Genomic DNA, 17,483 nt, shown 5'->3' with positions numbered 1-17,483 from the left:
CCCATAAGCGGGGTGAATCGGCAAAATAGAGTGACCTGCGAGTCATAACGCGCATCTTCACTGTATTGTATTGACCGGGAAGATGGCGCCTGACCCCTTTATCGGGTTCAGTGATAGCCCTTTACGCTTCCCGGCCGTCGCCCCAGGGTGACGCAAATCCAGGTTTGTCGGCGCCCCTCGATTCCTGCGAGTGGTGGTATTGGGCTGTTTATTATTGGGAAGCCGTAATGATTGGCATAAAAAGCATTGCGAGCTACGTTCCTGTAGCCGGCGTGGACAATTACGCACAAGGTGCAAAATTCGAGAAGGATGAAGAATTCATCCTGGGCAAGATCGGTTCGGCTTTCCTGCCGCGCAAGGGCGTTGATCAGGAAACTTCCGATCTGTGCGTTGAAGCGGCCAATGCGCTGTTTGCCAGCAACCCTGATCTGAAACGTGAATCCATCGATGCGTTGATCGTCGTCACCCAGAACGGTGACGAAGAAGGCCTGCCGCATACCGCGGCCATCGTGCAGGACAAGCTCGGCCTGCCGACCAATGTCGCCGCGTTCGATATTTCCCTGGGCTGTTCCGGTTACGTCTACGGCATCTATGCGATCAAGGGCTTCATGGAGGCCGCCGGCCTGAAGAACGGCCTGCTGATCACTGCCGACCCGTATTCGAAGATCGTCGACCCGGAAGACCGCAACACCACCATGCTGTTCGGCGATGCCGCCACCGCCACCTGGATGGGTGAAAATCCGACCTGGGCACTGGGCAAGGCCAAGTTCGGCACCGACGGTTCCGGCGCTCCACACTTGAAAGTCACCGACGGCGTGTTCTTCATGAACGGTCGCCAGGTATTCAACTTCGCACTGCTCAAGGTGCCGGCGCATTTGCACGAGTTACTGGGCGAGTCGCAACTGAGCGCTGACGACATCGATGCGTTCTGCATTCACCAGGGCAGCGCGGCGATTGTCGACGCGGTGGCACGGCGCTTCGAGGAGTGTCCGCAGAAGTTCATCAAGGACATGGTCGAGACCGGTAACACGGTGTCGTCGAGCATTCCATTGCTGCTGGAAAAGCATATTCTCGATTCCGAATGGAAGCGCGTTGCGCTCAGCGGTTTCGGAGTGGGGCTGTCATGGGGTTCGGCGATCATCTATCGTCCTTGAGTAAAAGTCTTTTCATAAAAGGCCGGTACAAAAAAGCGCCCAAGGGTTAACCTTGAGCGCTTTTTTGCTTGTAAGGAATGCGAGGTAGCATGAGCGAATGCTTTGAAGACAATGCTCAGGTTATCCAGCGGCGCTGGCCGCCGCTGTATGCGCGATTGAAAAAGGAAGATCGCCTGGCCGTCGAGGTCGACCTGATCGAGGGGCGGGACTCGACGTTGTGCGTGGGCGGTATCCAGCTCACCAGCCGGCATGATCGTCTGCACGAGGCGCGCCTGCAGGCCGCCAGCCTCCCGCTCGACAAACCACAGCTGCACGTTTACGGCACCGGTTTCGGCGATTTGCCTTGCGTTCTGCTGGAGCGCGCGGGGCTTGAAAAGCTATACGTCCATATTCTCAACGGCGCACTGTTCGCGCTGGTGTTGCAACTGATCGACCAGCGCCAATGGCTGAGTGATCCGCGCGTGCAACTGCTGTATGCCGGCGATATGTCGGACATCTGCACACCGTTTTTTGCATTGCCGGCCGAATTGCTGCTGGCGGATGATTTCAGCGCGAAGATTCGTGATCGCCTGGTCAGCGAAGTGCACCTGAGTTTCAACAATCGGGAATTCGATCCGCAGTCGCCGGCCATTCAGCAGCGCTTGCAGGATACCCTCGAAGTGCTGCTGGCCGATGATGATGTGGCACAGCTATTTGGCACCTGCTCCGATCGTGAAATCTATGTGATCGGCACAGGGCCCAGTCTTGAAGGGAATTTCGAGCGCCTGGCCGCCGTACGCAATCAAACGCCACGACCTCTGTTCATCACTGTGGATACCGCTTACAAACCCCTTCGCGAGCACGGGATCAAACCTGACCTGGTCGTGAGCATTGACCAGCGCATCAGTGTGCTGCACTTGCCGGGCGAGGGCTCCGAAGGCATTCCGCTGGTGTACTTGCCATTGAGCGATCCATACATGCTCAAGGCCTGGAAAGGCAAGCGATACGGCGGTTACTCCGCCAGCCCGATCTATGCGGCGTTGCGTGGGCAACACCCGCGTGCACAACTCTACGTCAGTGGCAGCGTGATCCATCCGGCGGTCGATCTGGCAGTGAAAATGGGCGCGCAGCGCATCACGCTGTTCGGTGCCGATTTTTCCTTTCCAATGAACAGGACGCATACCGGCTGGAATGATGGGGATCTGGGGCCACCCGTGAATCAGGCCAGGCACTGGGTGCACGATGGTCATGGGCAGAAGGTCAAGACACAGTTGAATTTCCGCAGCTACCTGTGCGAGCTCGAGCGATACATCGCGAGGCATCCCGAGGTGCGTTTTTTCAATAGCAGTCGGGCTGGGGCAATGATTGCCGGGACGCAGTTCAATCAGGATTTCGTGCAATGAAGCCTCTAGTGGAAGGCATCGATGAGTGCCGGCAGTGCGCGGGGTTGTTTCGCCTTGGGCGTGATGTCGAAGCGGCGTTGATCATGGTTGATCTGTTCGATGAAACCCAGCGACTGTTTGCTAAGGCACCCCAGGATGCTCAGCAGGCCTGGGCTTTGATGCTCAGGCAAATGCTGGACTGTCAGGAGCGCCAGGATTGGCTGGGACTTGCCGACTTCATGGAGTATGAGCTGGTCGATTTGCTGGAAAGCCTGCCGGCCTGAATGGGTGGCGACGGCTTTGGCACGGGCCTTTGTGGGCCGGACAGTTTCATGGCGTCATTTTTTTACGGTTGAGGGGGCGCTAAGCCCTTGTTTTCTCGGAGGTGGCAGGGTGATGGCAATTTTTTTTAAAAAAGCCCTCAAGCAACCTGCCAACCCGACGATAACTATTACGAAGGTTCTCTAGGCCATACCCGGCGGTTGCCAGGGCCGGAAGCCGCAGTACCCAACCAACGAGGAATTCGTCATGGCTTTAACCGTAAACACTAACACCACGTCGCTGGGCGTTCAGAAAAACCTGAACCGTGCTACCGATGCACTTTCGACCTCGATGCAGCGTCTGTCTTCCGGCCTGAAAATCAACAGCGCCAAGGACGACGCCGCCGGCCTGCAGATCGCAACCCGCATGGCTGCACAGATCCGTGGTGGTACCCAGGCAATCCAGAACGCCAACGACGGTATCTCCGTTGCCCAGACCGCTGAAGGCGCTCTGCAGGCTTCGACCGACATTCTGCAGCGTATGCGTGAACTGGCTGTTAAAGCACGTAACGGTACCAACAGCACTGCTGACCAGACCGCTACCAACTCCGAATTCGCTCAGATGTCTGACGAGATCACTCGTATCTCTGCTTCGACCAACCTGAACGGCAAAAACCTGCTGGACGGTACGGCTGGCACCATGCAGCTGCAAGTTGGCGCCAACACTGGTTCGGCCAACCGCATCGACCTGGTACTGAGCTCCAAGTTCGACGCCGTTTCCCTGTCCGTAGGCAGCGGTACTGTTGTTCTGACCGGTGCAACTTCCGCCACCCTGTCGGCCAACATCGACAACGCGATCACCGCTATCGACGCTGCTCTGGCATCGATCAACGCCACCCGCGCAAACCTGGGTGCTTCGCAAAACCGTCTGACCAGCACCATCTCCAACCTGCAGAACATCGTGGAAAACACCACTGCTGCACAAGGCCGTGTTCAAGACACCGACTTCGCCCAGGAAACCGCGAACCTGACCAAGCAGCAAACCCTGCAACAGGCTTCTACCTCGGTTCTGGCACAGGCCAACCAACTGCCTTCCGCTGTACTGAAGCTGCTTCAGTAATTTCGGAATGAGTTTGGGCGGGGGAGTGTGCTTGCACGCTCTCTCGCTTTTTTACTTTAAGAGGTGATGGGCATGGAGATGAGCGTAAAGCTTGGCGTGTCTTATCCGGCTCCCCAGCCAGCGAGCACCGTCACGGACAAGGCGCCGGAAAAGCCTAAGGCCGTCAACGTGGCTGCGGAGGCGGACAAGAAGCCGGACAAGGATGACACCCATCTGAAGCAGGCGGTGCAGCAGATCGAAAAGTTTGTACAGTCGATCAAGCGCAACCTGGAGTTCTCGATCGACGAGCAATCCGGAAAGGTCGTCGTCAAAGTGATTGCAAGCGAAACGGGCGAAGTCGTGCGACAGATTCCCTCCGCAGAGGCCCTCAAGCTGGCAGAGAGCCTGAGCAATGCGAGCCACGTATTGTTCGACGCCAAAGTCTGATAGCTGGCATGAATAGTGTTTGTACGTTCTTTGGACGCAGGTAAAGGTCAAAAGAGTGGCAGCAACCTGAAGGGAGACTAAAAATGGCAAGTCCAATTTTGCCGGGCACGGGCCTTGGCTCTGGCCTGGATATCGGTGCGATCGTTACTGCGCTGGTCAACGCCGACAAATCGGCGAAACAGACGCAGATCGATACTCAGACCAAAACCAACACGCTGAGGATTTCCGGTGTCGGTTCCCTGAAAAGCGCACTGACGGCCTTTCAGACTGCACTGACCAATCTCGGTAGCAAGACCAATCCTGCGTTTGCGGGTTTTAGCGCCACTTCGGGTACCCCGTCGATTCTGGGTGCAACGTCCGACAATACTGCCGTTGCCGGTACCTACAGCGTTGTTGTGAATAACCTGGCCACCAGCTCGAAAGTAGCCAGTGCTTCTTTTGCCGGCGGTGCCGCCAGTGCCATTCCGAGTGGTACTCTGAAAATCAGTCAGAATGGCACTGATTACGATGTCACGATTCCGGCCAATGCGACCTTGCAAAGCACCCGGGATGCCATCAACTCTGCACAGGCGAGCAATGGTATTTCTGCCAACATCGTGACCGACAGCACGGGTGCGTCGCGACTGGTGATCAGCTCGAACAAGACCGGTGCGGGTTCCGACCTTGTGGTCAGCGGTATCGCCGGCCTTGAAATCGATGGTACCCAACCGATGGGCGCCAACCCTTCGGCTTCCAGTTCAGGTGCGGTCAACGGGATTGCGGTGGACGCATCGTTGACCATCGACGGTCTGGCAGTGACCAGCAAGAGTAATACCGTTACCGGTGCAGTCAGTGGCTTGACCCTGAACCTTGCTTCCGTGAGCCCTGGCACGCCGCCGGCTGCTGCGACCATCACTGTCGCGGCCAACACCACCGGTTTGCAGACATCGATCCAGACGTTCGTTGATTCCTACAATACCCTGATGAACACCATCAACAACCTGTCCAAGGCGACAGCGGATGCCGATGGCAACCTGACGGTTCAGGCGGCATTTACCGGTGACTCGATGCCGCGCCAATTGATTTCCGATATTCGCGGCGTGTTGACGGCTCCGGGGGCGGGCGGTCCATTGGCCGTGCTGTCGCAGCTCGGCGTGATGACAGACGAGAAAACGGGCAATCTGGCGTTCAACACGACGACGTTCAACAAGACGATGTCCACCAGTGGCATGAGTGGTCAGGTACAGCAGCTGTTCAGCGGTACCAATGATACCAATGGCCTTTTGGCGCGCATGGGCACTGCGATCAAGCCCTATGTGTCGACAGGCGGGTTGCTTGATCAGCGCAATACCAACCTGCAGAACCTGAGCAAGAACCTTACGAACCAGCAGTTGGCGCTGGACTTGCGTGTCGAGAACATGACCAAGACGTTGACCGCCAAATACAACGCAATGGACCTTCTGGTCGGGCAAATGAAAGCGACGGCGACAAGCATCACCTCGTTCTTCACGACCTTGAACGCCCAGAAGTCCAACAACTAGTCATGAGTTGACGACAAAAACCCGGCTACGCCTTTTCGCGTGTGCCGGGTTTTTGTCTTCTGATCTAAAGTTTTTTGACTCGCTGACGATACACTGGTCATACGAGTCATTGTGGTAATGAGGTAGAACATGAATCCAATGTTAGCCCTTCGGCAGTATCAGAAAGTGGGTGCGCACGCCCAGACGTCCGAAGCGAGTCCGCATCGTTTGGTACAAATGCTCATGGAAGGTGGCCTGGACCGCATTGCGCAGGCCAAAGGCGCCCTGGAGCGCAAGGATGTTCCCGGCAAGTGTGTATCGATCAGCAAGGCGATCGGCATCATCGGTGGCTTGCGTGAAGGCCTGGATCTTGAAAATTGCGCCGATACCCTGGGCGAACTCAACAGTCTCTACATCTACATGATGAAGCGCCTGGCCGAGGCGAACATCAACAACGACCCGAAGATTCTCGATGAGGTCGCGGGCCTGCTTCGCACGGTGAAAGAAGGCTGGGACGGTATTGCTGAGCCGGGTCCGCAGTTCTAAGGAGATCGCCATGAGTCTTGTATTGCAGCGAATAGAACAAACTCGTGAAGCGCTGGTCGGTGCCCTGGCCGAGCGCGACTGGGAGGCTATCGGTCAATTGGACCTGGATTGCCGTTCCTGCATGGAAGACGTTTTGAGCGAGGCTTCGCTGGACGAGGAAGTTCTGCGCAGCAATCTTGAGGAGCTGCTGTATGTCTACAAGCAGCTTCTTGAGGTGGCGATGGGGGAGAGGCAGGCGATAGTCGACGAAATGTCTCAGATCCAGCAAGCGCGGAACGCGGCAAAGGTTTACCATCTGTTTGGTTAATTAACCCCAAGTTAATCCAGACATGTGCGCCATAAATTTGACTGTGCACGGTTTTTTGACTTAACTAGTGGCTGGTTCCAGATTTCAGTCGTCTTCAGGCATATCAGGCCTGCAAGCGTTTAGCTTGCCCCAGCATTTTGGGCATTGAGTTGACTAGGGAAGTTGCTATTGCATGTGGCGTGAAACCAAAATTCTGCTGATTGATGACGATAGCGTCCGCCGCCGCGACCTGGCGGTGATTTTAAATTTTCTCGGCGAAGAAAATTTACCCTGCGGTAGCCATGACTGGCAGCAGGCTGTCGGCTCTTTGTCGTCAAGTCGTGAAGTAATCTGTGTCCTGATCGGGACGGTCAATGCTCCTGGTGCACTTCTGGGCTTGCTAAAGACACTCTCGACCTGGGATGAGTTCCTTCCGGTTTTGTTAATGGGCGATAATTCTTCCATTGACCTGCCGGAGGACCAGCGTCGCCGGGTACTTTCGACCCTCGAAATGCCGCCCAGCTACAGCAAGCTGCTCGACTCGCTGCACCGTGCCCAGGTCTATCGCGAGATGTACGACCAGGCCCGCGAGCGCGGTCGTCATCGCGAGCCCAACCTTTTCCGCAGTCTTGTCGGTACCAGCCGGGCGATCCAGCACGTCCGCCAAATGATGCAGCAAGTCGCCGATACCGATGCCAGCGTGCTGATCCTCGGTGAGTCCGGTACCGGCAAGGAAGTGGTTGCGCGCAACCTGCATTACCATTCCAAGCGCCGCGAAGCGCCGTTCGTGCCGGTCAACTGCGGGGCGATCCCGGCCGAGTTGCTGGAAAGCGAATTGTTCGGTCATGAGAAGGGCGCCTTCACCGGGGCAATCACCAGCCGTGCCGGTCGATTCGAGTTGGCCAATGGCGGCACCCTGTTCCTCGATGAAATCGGTGACATGCCGTTGCCGATGCAGGTCAAGCTGCTGCGCGTATTGCAGGAGCGCACTTTCGAGCGCGTGGGCAGCAACAAGACCCAGAGCGTCGACGTGCGCATCATTGCCGCGACCCACAAGAATCTCGAAAGCATGATCGAGATCGGCACCTTCCGCGAAGACCTGTACTACCGCCTGAATGTGTTCCCGATCGAGATGGCGCCGCTGCGAGAGCGGGTCGAGGACATTCCGCTGCTGATGAACGAGCTGATCTCGCGCATGGAGCACGAGAAGCGCGGTTCGATCCGTTTCAACTCGGCGGCGATCATGTCGCTGTGCCGGCATGGCTGGCCGGGCAACGTCCGCGAACTGGCCAACCTGGTGGAGCGCATGGCGATCATGCATCCATACGGCGTTATCGGTGTGGTCGAGTTGCCGAAGAAATTCCGCTACGTCGACGATGAAGACGAGCAAATGGTCGACAGCCTGCGCACCGATCTGGAAGAGCGCGTGGCCATCAACGGCCATACCCAGGACTTCACGGTCAACGCCATGTTGCCGCCGGAGGGCCTGGACCTGAAGGACTACCTCGGCGGCTTGGAGCAAGGGTTGATTCAGCAGGCGCTGGATGATGCCAATGGCATCGTGGCGCGCGCGGCCGAGCGTCTGCGTATTCGTCGTACCACGCTGGTGGAAAAGATGCGCAAGTACGGCATGAGTCGTCGTGATGGAGACGAACAGGCGGATGATTGACGCCTGTTTTTCAACACATTCATTTATAAGAAGTTTTTTTTAGGCATGGGTATTGCTTTGTCCCTCGCAACGTTCCGTTTCACTGACGGTCAGCCAAGCGAGAGAGCACAATGCCCCCATCCGCCCAGATATCTCCTGCCTCAGATGCTTTTGGGGATGCTTCGCGGCAAACGTCGTCCGTAGAGCAGGCGAGCCGTCTGGGCCTTGAGCAGGCATTCGTGCTGTTCAATCAGATGTCCAGTCAGTTGACCGATTCCTACAGCATGCTTGAAGCCCGGGTCACCGAGCTCAAAGGTGAGCTGGCGGTGGTCAGCGCCCAGCGCATGCAGGAGCTGGCGGAAAAAGAACGCCTGGCCAACCGCCTGCAAAATCTCCTTGATCTGTTACCCGGTGGTGTCATCGTCATCGACGCTCAGGGCATCGTGCGCGAAGCCAATCCGGCGGCGTGCGAGTTGCTGGGCCTGCCGCTGGAAGGTGAGTTGTGGCGCCACGTCATTGCCCGCTGCTTTGCGCCGCGCGAAGACGATGGCCATGAGGTCTCCCTCAAGGATGGCCGGCGTCTTTCGATCGCCACGCGCTCGCTGGACGCCGAGCCTGGCCAGTTGGTGTTGCTCAATGACCTGACTGAAACCCGCCATCTGCAGGATCAATTGGCTCGGCATGAGCGTCTGTCGTCGTTGGGGCGCATGGTCGCGTCCCTGGCTCATCAGATACGCACGCCGCTGTCCGCCGCGTTGCTGTACGCCAGTCATTTGACCGAGCAAGCGTTGCCGGTCGCTACCCAGCAGCGCTTTGCCGGGCGTCTCAAGGAGCGCCTGCATGAGCTCGAGCACCAGGTGCGCGACATGCTGGTGTTTGCTCGTGGTGAGTTGCCGCTGACCGACCGCATAACCCCTGGCCAACTGATGCAATCGCTGCAGGCGGCCGCACTGACCCACGTGCAGGATCTGCCGATCCGCTGGCAGTGCGACAGTCATTCGGGGGAGTTGCTGTGCAATCGCGACACCCTGGTCGGCGCGATCCTCAACCTGATCGAGAACGCCATTCAGGCCGGTGCCGGTCAATTGCGCCTGAAGATTCACCTCTACACCCGCGGCAACACCCTGCGCCTGTGTGTCAGTGACAGCGGCTCGGGTATCGATGCCGCGGTTCTGGCGCGATTGGGCGAACCCTTTTTTACCACCAAGACCACGGGAACAGGTCTTGGTCTGACCGTGGTCAAGGCAGTGGCCCGTGCGCATCAGGGAGAATTGCAGCTGCGTTCGCGGCTCGGTCGCGGCACTTGCGCGCAGGTGATCCTGCCGCTGTTCAGCAACGCTCAGGGCGCGGAGTGACAGAGATGGGCATCAAGGTACTGTTGGTCGAGGACGACCGTGCGTTGCGCGAGGCACTGGCTGATACGCTGTTGCTCGCGGGGCACGATTACAAGGCGGTGGGTTCGGCGCAAGAGGCGCTGGCAGTTGTCGGCAGCGAGGCCTTCAGCCTGGTGATCAGCGACGTCAACATGCCGGGCATGGATGGCCACCAGTTGCTGGGCCTGCTGCGAGCGCGGCAGCCGCAGTTGCCGGTGTTGCTGATGACGGCTCACGGTGCGGTCGAGCGTGCGGTCGATGCGATGCGCCAGGGGGCGGCGGACTACCTGGTCAAGCCATTCGAACCCAAGGCGTTGCTCGATCTGGTGGCGCGCCATGCCCTGGGCAGTCTTGGCCTGGCCGAGGGTGAGGGGCCGGTAGCGTTCGAGCCGGCGAGCGCGCAGTTGCTCGAGCTGGCGGCGCGGGTTGCGCGCAGTGATTCCACGGTGTTGATCTCGGGTGAGTCGGGCACGGGCAAGGAGGTGCTGGCGCGTTACATCCATCAGCATTCTCATCGGGCCAGTCAGCCGTTCATTGCGATCAACTGCGCCGCGATCCCGGACAACATGCTCGAAGCGACATTGTTCGGTCACGAGAAAGGTTCCTTTACCGGCGCCATTGCCGCGCAAGCCGGCAAGTTCGAGCAGGCCGACGGCGGCACCCTGCTGCTCGACGAAATTTCCGAGATGCCCCTGGGACTCCAGGCCAAATTGCTGCGCGTGCTGCAGGAGCGCGAGGTCGAGAGGGTTGGGGCGCGTAAACCGATCGCGCTGGATATTCGCGTGGTCGCAACCACCAATCGCGACCTGGCGGGTGAAGTGGCGGCGGGGCGCTTTCGCGAAGACCTCTATTATCGCCTGTCGGTGTTTCCGCTGGCCTGGCGTCCGCTGCGTGAGCGCACCGCTGACATTCTGCCGCTGGCCGAGCGTCTGTTGGCCAGGCACGTCAATAAGATGAAGCATTCGGCTGCCAGGCTGTCGCCCGAGGCTCAGGCGTGCCTGATCGGTTATCCGTGGCCAGGCAATGTGCGTGAACTGGACAACGCGATTCAGCGCGCGCTGATTTTGCAGCAGGGCGGTCTGATCCAGCCGCAGGACTTCTGCCTGGCCGGGCCGGTGGCCTGTGCTCCGTTGCCTGTGTCGGTTGCGGCGCCGGTGCGGTCAGTGGAGGTCGAGTCCGAGTCGGCCGGTGCGCTGGGGGATGACCTGCGTCGCCGTGAGTTCCAGATGATCATCGATACCCTGCGCGCCGAACGCGGTCGGCGCAAAGAGGCGGCCGAGCGCCTGGGGATCAGCCCGCGAACCCTGCGCTACAAGCTGGCGCAGATGCGCGATGCCGGCATGGATGTGGAAGCGTATCTGTTCGCCACCTGAAAGTAGATGCGCGCAACGCCGATCTAAAACTGTGGGAGCGAGCCTGCTCGCGAAGGCGGTGTGTCAGGTGCATGAATGTCGACTGACACACCGCCTTCGCGAGCAGGCTCGCTCCCACAGTGTTTTGCAGTGATTTGCGGGCCAAAGAGCTTTTGTTTGGAGTGGCCATGGAGCTGGCACCCTTGTTGCTAACACCTCATGACCCGCCGAGTGAGTGTCAAAAAATTGCGGGTCGTCAAAGAGAGAAACCATGAGCCAAGGTATTGAATTCAATCGGTTGATGCTGGATATGCGCGCCATGCAAATGGATGCCATGTCTGCGCCGAAATCGACTGCCGCCCCTGAAGTGGCGGGCAGCAGCTTTTCCGACATGCTCGGCCAGGCCGTCAATAAAGTGAACGACACCCAACAGGCTTCCACTCAGTTGGCCAGCGCCTTCGAAATCGGCAAAAGCGGCGTCGACCTGACAGACGTGATGATTTCCTCGCAGAAGGCCAGTGTGTCATTCCAGGCGTTGACCCAGGTGCGCAACAAGCTGGTTCAGGCCTACCAAGACATCATGCAGATGCCGGTTTAAAGGACGAGATTGAGTCATGGCAGAAGCAGTCGCCGATAATGTTCCGGCCAAGGCCACTCCAATAGACGGCAAACCGCCGCTGTTCGGGTTGTCCTTCCTGGAAAACCTTTCCGAGATGACCATGTTGCGTCAGGTGGGCCTGTTGGTCGGTCTGGCGGCGAGCGTGGCGATTGGTTTTGCCGTGGTGTTGTGGTCTCAACAGCCGGACTACCGGCCTCTGTACGGCAGCCTTGCCGGCATGGACGCCAAGCAGGTCATGGATACCCTGGCCTCCGCCGATATTCCGTATACCGTCGAACCCAATTCCGGTGCCTTGCTGGTCAAGTCCGAGGACCTGTCCCGTGCGCGGCTCAAACTCGCGGGCGCTGGTGTCACTCCCAGCGACGGCAACATCGGTTTTGAAATCCTCGACAAGGAACAGGGGCTGGGCACCAGCCAGTTCATGGAAGCGACCCGCTATCGTCGCGGACTCGAAGGCGAACTGGCCCGCACCATTTCCAGCCTGAACAACGTCAAGGGTGCCCGCGTGCACCTGGCGATCCCGAAGAGTTCGGTGTTCGTGCGCGACGAGCGCAAGCCGAGCGCTTCGGTGCTGGTTGAACTCTATTCCGGTCGCTCCCTCGAGCCAGGCCAGGTCGTGGCGATCATCAACCTGGTGGCGACCAGCGTTCCCGAGCTCAGCAAGTCGCAGATCACCGTCGTCGACCAGAAGGGCAACCTGCTCTCGGATCAGGCGGAGAACTCCGAACTGACCATGGCCGGCAAGCAGTTCGACTACAGCCGCCGCATGGAAAGCATGCTCACCCAGCGCGTGCACAACATCCTGCAGCCGGTGCTGGGCAACGATCGCTATAAAGCCGAAGTGTCCGCCGACGTGGACTTCAGTGCGGTCGAGTCGACTTCCGAGCAGTTCAACCCGGATCAACCGGCGTTGCGCAGCGAGCAGTCGGTCAACGAACAACGTACCGCCAGCAATGGTCCGCAGGGCGTACCGGGTGCCTTGAGCAACCAGCCGCCATCGCCGGCCTCCGCGCCGCAAACCACGGGCGGCACGCCGGGTGCAGCCGGCATGGTGCAGCCAGGCCAGCCACTGGTTGATGCCAATGGCCAGCAAATCATGGACCCGGCGACCGGCCAGCCGATGCTTGCTCCGTACCCTGCGGACAAGCGTCAGCAATCGACCAGGAACTTCGAACTCGACCGTTCCATCAGCCACACCAAACAGCAGCAGGGCCGGTTGAATCGCCTGTCGGTGTCGGTGGTGGTCGATGATCAGGTCAAGATCAACCCGGCCAACGGCGAAACCACTCGTGCGCCATGGAGCGCCGATGAATTGGCGCGCTTCACACGCCTGGTTCAGGACGCGGTCGGCTTCGATGCCAGTCGTGGCGACAGCGTCAGTGTGATCAACATGCCGTTCTCCGCCGAGCGCGGTGAGGTGATTGCCGATATTCCGTTCTACTCCCAGCCGTGGTTCTGGGACATCGTCAAGCAAGTGCTGGGTGTGCTGTTCATTCTGGTGCTGGTGTTCGGTGTGCTGCGTCCGGTGCTCAACAACATCACCGGTGGTGGCAAAGGCAAGCAGTTGGTCGGTATCGGCAGCGACGTCGAATTGGGCGGCATGGGTGGTCTGGATGGCGAACTGGCCAACGACCGTGTCAGCCTCGGTGGCCCGACCAGCATTCTGCTGCCGAGCCCGAGCGAGGGTTATGACGCTCAGTTGAACGCAATCAAGAGTCTGGTGGCAGAAGATCCGGGTCGTGTGGCCCAGGTCGTGAAAGAGTGGATTAACGCAGATGAGTGATAACCGAGCCGTTGCCGCCAAACTGTCCAAGGTCGACAAAGCCGCGATCCTGTTGCTGTCCCTGGGCTCCACCGACGCGGCCCAGGTGCTGCGCCACATGGGCCCCAAAGAGGTTCAGCGCGTGGGCGTGGCCATGGCCCAGATGGGTAATGTGCACCGCGAGCAGGTCGAACAGGTGATGAGCGAGTTCGTCGATATCGTCGGCGACCAGACCAGCCTGGGCGTCGGCTCCGACGACTATGTGCGCAAAATGCTCACCCAGGCCCTGGGCGAAGACAAGGCCAACGGCCTGATCGACCGCATCCTGCTCGGTGGCAACACCAGCGGCCTCGACAGCTTGAAGTGGATGGAGCCGCGCGCCGTCGCCGACGTGATCCGTTATGAGCACCCGCAGATCCAGGCGATCGTGGTGGCCTACCTTGATCCGGACCAGGCCGGCGAAGTGCTCGGCAACTTCGACCACAAGGTGCGACTGGACATCATCCTGCGCGTGTCCTCGCTGAACACCGTGCAACCGGCGGCCCTGAAAGAACTCAACCAGATTCTCGAGAAGCAGTTCTCCGGCAACTCGAATGCCTCGCGCACCACCCTGGGTGGCATCAAGCGGGCAGCGGACATCATGAACTTCCTCGACAGCTCGATCGAAGGCCAGCTCATGGATTCGATCCGCGAAGTCGACGAAGACCTGTCCGGTCAGATCGAAGACCTCATGTTCGTGTTCAACAACCTGGCCGATGTCGACGACCGCGGCATCCAGGCGCTGCTGCGCGAGGTGTCCTCCGATGTGCTGGTGCTGGCCCTCAAGGGGTCGGACGAAGGGGTCAAGGAGAAGATCTTCAAGAACATGTCCAAGCGTGCCGCCGAACTGTTGCGCGACGACCTGGAAGCCAAGGGCCCGGTGCGCGTCAGCGACGTGGAAACCGCGCAGAAGGAAATCCTCACCATCGCCCGCCGTATGGCCGAAGCCGGAGAAATCGTTCTCGGCGGCAAGGGCGGCGAGGAAATGATTTAACACCATGGTCAAGAATGATGATGCACCCACTGACCTGATCCGGGCCAGGGATGTCAGTGGCTTCGATACCTGGGCGTTGCCCAGTTTCGACCCGCCGGAACCCGAGCCGGAGCCTGAGCCTGAACCCGAGCCGCCGGAAATGGAGGAAGTGCCGCTGGAGGAAGTCCAGCCACTGACCCTCGAAGAACTCGAAAGCATTCGCCAGGAAGCCTACAACGAAGGTTTCGCGGTGGGTGAGAAGGAAGGTTTCCACAGCACCACGCTCAAGGTCCGCCAGGAGGCCGAAGTGGCCCTGACGGCCAAGATCGCGGCGCTGGAGCAATTGATGACGCATCTGTTCGAGCCCATCGCCGAACAGGACACCCAGATCGAAAAGTCCCTGGTCGACCTCGTGCAGCACATCACCAGACAGGTGATCCAGCGCGAACTGGCCATCGACTCGACGCAGATCGAACACGTCATGCGCGAAGCGCTCAAGCTCCTGCCGTTGGGCGTGGGTAATGTGCGGCTGTACATCAATCCGCAGGATTTCGAACAGGTCAAAGCCCTGCGCGAACGCCATGAAGAAACCTGGCGCATCGTCGAAGACGAGTCGTTGTTGCCCGGCGGCTGCCGGGTCGAAACAGAGCACAGTCGCATCGATGCCACGGTGGAAACCCGTGTCGCGCGGGTGATGGACAAGCTGTTCGACCAGTTGCACGAGCAGGCCCTGCACCCGGCCGCGCCAGACCTGAGCCTGGAACTGCCGGTCGACAGCAAGCCTGCTGCCGCACCAGCACCGGATGCACCTGATGCGCCTTGAACGCACCAGCTTCGCCAAGCGTCTGGGCAGCTACGCCGAGGCCACGGGGCTGGAGGGCGCACCGATCCTCGAAGGGCGCCTGCTGCGCATGGTCGGCCTGACCCTCGAAGCCGAAGGCCTGCGCGCCGCCATGGGCAGCCGCTGCATGGTCATCAATGACGACAGCTATCACCCGGTGCAGGTGGAAGCCGAGGTCATGGGCTTCTCTGGCAGCAAAGTCTTTCTGATGCCGGTCGGCAGTGTCGCCGGCATCGCACCCGGCGCCCGAGTGGTGCCGTTGGCGGACAACGGTCGCCTGCCCATGGGCATGAGCATGCTCGGAAGGGTGCTCGACGGTGCCGGTCGTGCACTGGACGGCAAGGGCGGGATGAAGGCCGAAGACTGGGTGCCGATGGACGGCCCGACCATCAACCCGCTCAAGCGTGAGCCCATCAGCGAACCGCTGGACGTGGGCATCCGTTGCATCAACGGCATGTTGACGGTCGGTCGTGGTCAGCGGCTCGGCCTGTTTGCCGGTACCGGTGTCGGTAAATCGGTATTGCTGGGGATGATGACGCGCTTTACCGAAGCCGACATTATCGTCGTCGGCCTGATCGGTGAGCGGGGTCGTGAGGTCAAGGAATTCATCGAGCACATCCTCGGTGAAGAAGGACTCAAGCGTTCAGTGGTCGTGGCGTCCCCGGCGGACGATGCGCCGCTGATGCGACTGCGCGCCGCCATGTACTGCACGCGTATCGCCGAATATTTCCGCGACAAGGGCAAGAATGTCCTGTTGCTGATGGATTCCCTGACCCGTTTTGCCCAGGCCCAGCGGGAAATCGCCCTGGCCATCGGCGAGCCACCGGCGACCAAGGGCTATCCGCCATCGGTGTTCGCCAAACTGCCGAAACTGGTGGAGCGGGCCGGTAACGCGGAAAAGGGCGGCGGTTCGATCACTGCGTTCTACACCGTGCTGTCCGAAGGCGACGACCAGCAGGACCCGATTGCCGACTCTGCACGGGGTGTACTCGACGGGCACATCGTGCTTTCCCGGCGCCTGGCCGAGGAAGGGCACTACCCGGCCATCGATATCGAAGCGTCCATCAGCCGGGTCATGCCGGCGGTGGTGTCGCCGGAGCACATGGCTCGTGCGCAATATTTCAAGCAGCTGTGGTCGCGTTATCAACAGAGTCGCGACCTGATCAGCGTCGGCGCCTATGTCGCCGGCGGCGATCGCGAGACCGACCTGGCGATTTCCCTGCAACCGCAATTGGTCAAATACCTGCGGCAGGGCCTCAACGACAGCATCAGCCTGGGTGAAAGCGAAGCGTATCTCGCCTCGATCTTCGCGCCCGCGGCGAGCGGTTAAGCGGTCATGGCCCAGAGTCGGGCAGGAAGGCTGGCGCCGGTGGTGGAAATGGCCGAAAAGGCCGAGAAAACCGCGGTCCAGCGCCTGGGGCACTTTCAAGGGCAGGTTCGCCTGGCGGAAAGTAAACTCGCCGACCTCGAAGCCTTCCGCCTCGACTATCAGGAGCAATGGATCGTACGCGGCAGCGGCGGCGTCTCGGGCCAATGGCTGCTGGGTTATCAGGGCTTCCTGGCGCAGCTGGGCACGGCCATCGACCAGCAGCGGCAAAGCCTGGCCTGGCATCAGAACAACCTGAACAAGGCCCGGGAAACCTGGCAGCAGGCATTTGCCCGGGTCGAAGGCCTGCGCAAGCTGGTTCAGCGCTATGCCGATGAGGCGCGGGCGCTCGAAGACCGGCGCGAACAAAAGTTGTTGGACGAATTATCCCAACGATTGCCACGGCAGGATCAGTATTGAATCGGGTGGACCTCGTTATCGTTCATCGCGGGCAAGCCACGCTCCCACAGGATTTGCGCCATTTCCAGCCTTGCCCCAACCTCTACCAGCTGCTAAACCTTGTACAGCAGGTTTACAAATGACAAGGAAGCCATGACATGCCAGTTGTTACAGAAGTCTCACCCGATGGGCGAAAGCTGACGATCTCGGTCAAGGGGCGTTTCGATTTCGCCAAGCATCAGGAGTTTCGTCAGTCCTACGAAGATAAAGAGCTATCGGCGGTTGTGGTCGACCTGAAAGACGCCACTTACCTCGACAGCTCGGCCCTGGGCATGCTGCTTTTGCTGCGCGATCACGCCGGTGGCGACGACTCCGATGTGCGCGTGGTCAACAGCAATACCGACGTGCGCAAAATCCTCGCCATCTCCAACTTCGACAAACTGTTCGACATCAGTTGAT

Annotated in this window: 18 protein-coding genes; all 18 read left to right on the top strand. The window is 59.6% G+C overall.

Going from position 1 to position 17,483, the window contains the following annotated elements:
* The first annotated feature begins 227 nt into the window (after positions 1-227).
* Positions 228-1,154 (top strand): ketoacyl-ACP synthase III, encoded by a 927-nt coding sequence (locus ACXX83_RS16875; RefSeq protein ID WP_056721553.1) that lies wholly within the window; start codon positions 228-230, stop codon positions 1,152-1,154.
* A gap of 89 nt (positions 1,155-1,243) precedes the next feature.
* The gene (locus ACXX83_RS16870) at positions 1,244-2,536 is read left to right on the top strand and encodes a motility associated factor glycosyltransferase family protein (RefSeq protein ID WP_217836001.1); all 1,293 of its coding nucleotides are present in this window, start codon (positions 1,244-1,246) and stop codon (positions 2,534-2,536) included.
* Positions 2,533-2,799, top strand: a complete 267-nt coding sequence (locus ACXX83_RS16865; RefSeq protein WP_217836000.1) for a hypothetical protein — start codon at positions 2,533-2,535, stop codon at positions 2,797-2,799. The genes ACXX83_RS16870 and ACXX83_RS16865 overlap by 4 nt, the downstream gene beginning before the upstream one ends.
* 244 nt (positions 2,800-3,043) lie before the next feature.
* On the top strand, positions 3,044-3,895 hold the full coding sequence (locus ACXX83_RS16860; RefSeq protein ID WP_015096259.1) for a flagellin domain-containing protein: 852 nt from the start codon (positions 3,044-3,046) through the stop codon (positions 3,893-3,895).
* Positions 3,896-3,967: 72 nt separating this feature from the next.
* Positions 3,968-4,321 carry a flagellar protein FlaG gene (locus ACXX83_RS16855; RefSeq protein ID WP_217835999.1) on the top strand — a complete coding sequence of 118 codons (354 nt, stop codon included), beginning with the start codon at positions 3,968-3,970 and terminating at the stop codon, positions 4,319-4,321.
* An 83-nt stretch (positions 4,322-4,404) separates the two neighbouring features.
* Positions 4,405-5,841, top strand: a complete 1,437-nt coding sequence (gene fliD, locus ACXX83_RS16850) for a flagellar filament capping protein FliD (RefSeq protein WP_458549122.1) — start codon at positions 4,405-4,407, stop codon at positions 5,839-5,841.
* Between the two features lie 129 nt (positions 5,842-5,970).
* Positions 5,971-6,366, top strand: a complete 396-nt coding sequence (fliS, locus tag ACXX83_RS16845; protein WP_217835997.1) for a flagellar export chaperone FliS — start codon at positions 5,971-5,973, stop codon at positions 6,364-6,366.
* Between the two features lie 10 nt (positions 6,367-6,376).
* Positions 6,377-6,673, top strand: coding sequence for a flagellar protein FliT (fliT, locus tag ACXX83_RS16840; protein WP_015096255.1), 297 nt, complete (start codon positions 6,377-6,379; stop codon positions 6,671-6,673).
* Positions 6,674-6,845: 172 nt separating this feature from the next.
* A complete protein-coding gene (locus ACXX83_RS16835) occupies positions 6,846-8,321 on the top strand; it encodes a sigma-54 dependent transcriptional regulator (RefSeq protein ID WP_458549121.1) in 1,476 nt (491 codons plus the stop codon).
* Positions 8,322-8,449: 128 nt separating this feature from the next.
* Positions 8,450-9,655: a sensor histidine kinase gene (locus tag ACXX83_RS16830; protein WP_458550211.1), complete on the top strand. Its 1,206-nt coding sequence runs from the start codon at positions 8,450-8,452 to the stop codon at positions 9,653-9,655.
* Positions 9,656-9,660: 5 nt separating this feature from the next.
* Entirely contained in the window at positions 9,661-11,046 is a 1,386-nt protein-coding gene (locus tag ACXX83_RS16825; protein WP_458549120.1) for a sigma-54-dependent transcriptional regulator, read from the top strand.
* 250 nt (positions 11,047-11,296) lie between these two features.
* Positions 11,297-11,623 (top strand): flagellar hook-basal body complex protein FliE, encoded by a 327-nt coding sequence (gene fliE, locus ACXX83_RS16820; RefSeq protein ID WP_102674967.1) that lies wholly within the window; start codon positions 11,297-11,299, stop codon positions 11,621-11,623.
* Positions 11,624-11,639: 16 nt separating this feature from the next.
* Positions 11,640-13,427 (top strand): flagellar basal-body MS-ring/collar protein FliF, encoded by a 1,788-nt coding sequence (gene fliF, locus ACXX83_RS16815; RefSeq protein ID WP_458549119.1) that lies wholly within the window; start codon positions 11,640-11,642, stop codon positions 13,425-13,427.
* Positions 13,420-14,439: a flagellar motor switch protein FliG gene (fliG, locus tag ACXX83_RS16810; RefSeq protein WP_007983391.1), complete on the top strand. Its 1,020-nt coding sequence runs from the start codon at positions 13,420-13,422 to the stop codon at positions 14,437-14,439. Before fliF ends, fliG begins: the two co-directional genes overlap by 8 nt.
* A 4-nt stretch (positions 14,440-14,443) precedes the next feature.
* Positions 14,444-15,241, top strand: a complete 798-nt coding sequence (gene fliH / locus ACXX83_RS16805; protein ID WP_217835993.1) for a flagellar assembly protein FliH — start codon at positions 14,444-14,446, stop codon at positions 15,239-15,241.
* On the top strand, positions 15,231-16,589 hold the full coding sequence (gene fliI, locus ACXX83_RS16800) for a flagellar protein export ATPase FliI (protein ID WP_217835992.1): 1,359 nt from the start codon (positions 15,231-15,233) through the stop codon (positions 16,587-16,589). The genes fliH and fliI overlap by 11 nt, the downstream gene beginning before the upstream one ends.
* Positions 16,590-16,595: 6 nt before the next feature.
* Positions 16,596-17,045 carry a flagellar export protein FliJ gene (gene fliJ, locus ACXX83_RS16795; RefSeq protein ID WP_102699429.1) on the top strand — a complete coding sequence of 150 codons (450 nt, stop codon included), beginning with the start codon at positions 16,596-16,598 and terminating at the stop codon, positions 17,043-17,045.
* Positions 17,046-17,182: 137 nt separating this feature from the next.
* Positions 17,183-17,482: an STAS domain-containing protein gene (locus ACXX83_RS16790; RefSeq protein WP_126046775.1), complete on the top strand. Its 300-nt coding sequence runs from the start codon at positions 17,183-17,185 to the stop codon at positions 17,480-17,482.
* Position 17,483: the final 1 nt, after the last annotated feature.

The sequence above is a fragment of the Pseudomonas sp. GNP012 genome, from assembly GCF_054343835.1.
This window is presented reverse-complemented; position numbering and strand designations above follow the sequence as displayed.